Below are 261 nucleotides of genomic sequence, written 5' to 3'. Positions count from 1 at the left end.
GGCTCGATCCGATGATCCTCGCCTCCATCCGGGTGCTCGGCGCCTCCGCTCCCGAGTCGGCCACGCAGTGGCTGGCACGGCTGCAGGCGACCTCGAACGAGGTCTTCCTGCTGGCCTACGGCGACGCGGACCTGGTGGCCGCCGCCCGCACGGGCACCATGGCCGACCTCGCCCCGAGCGGATTCGGCTTCGTCCTCGACGAGGCCGACTTCTCCGAGGCGCAGACGGCGACGCCCACGCCCGCACCGAGCGCCACGACGC

Annotated in this window: 1 pseudogene; it reads left to right on the top strand. The window is 73.6% G+C overall.

The features are described 5' to 3' along the window. Positions 1–11: 11 nt before the first annotated feature. Positions 12–261 (top strand): annotated as a pseudogene (locus tag FJ658_RS15555) (hypothetical protein); the annotation flags it as partial.

Origin of the sequence: Schumannella sp. 10F1B-5-1, assembly GCF_006517535.1 — a bacterium.
Classification (GTDB): domain Bacteria; phylum Actinomycetota; class Actinomycetes; order Actinomycetales; family Microbacteriaceae; genus Schumannella.
The sequence above is the reverse complement of the archived record's forward strand: the minus strand, read 5'-3'. Positions and strand labels throughout refer to the sequence as shown.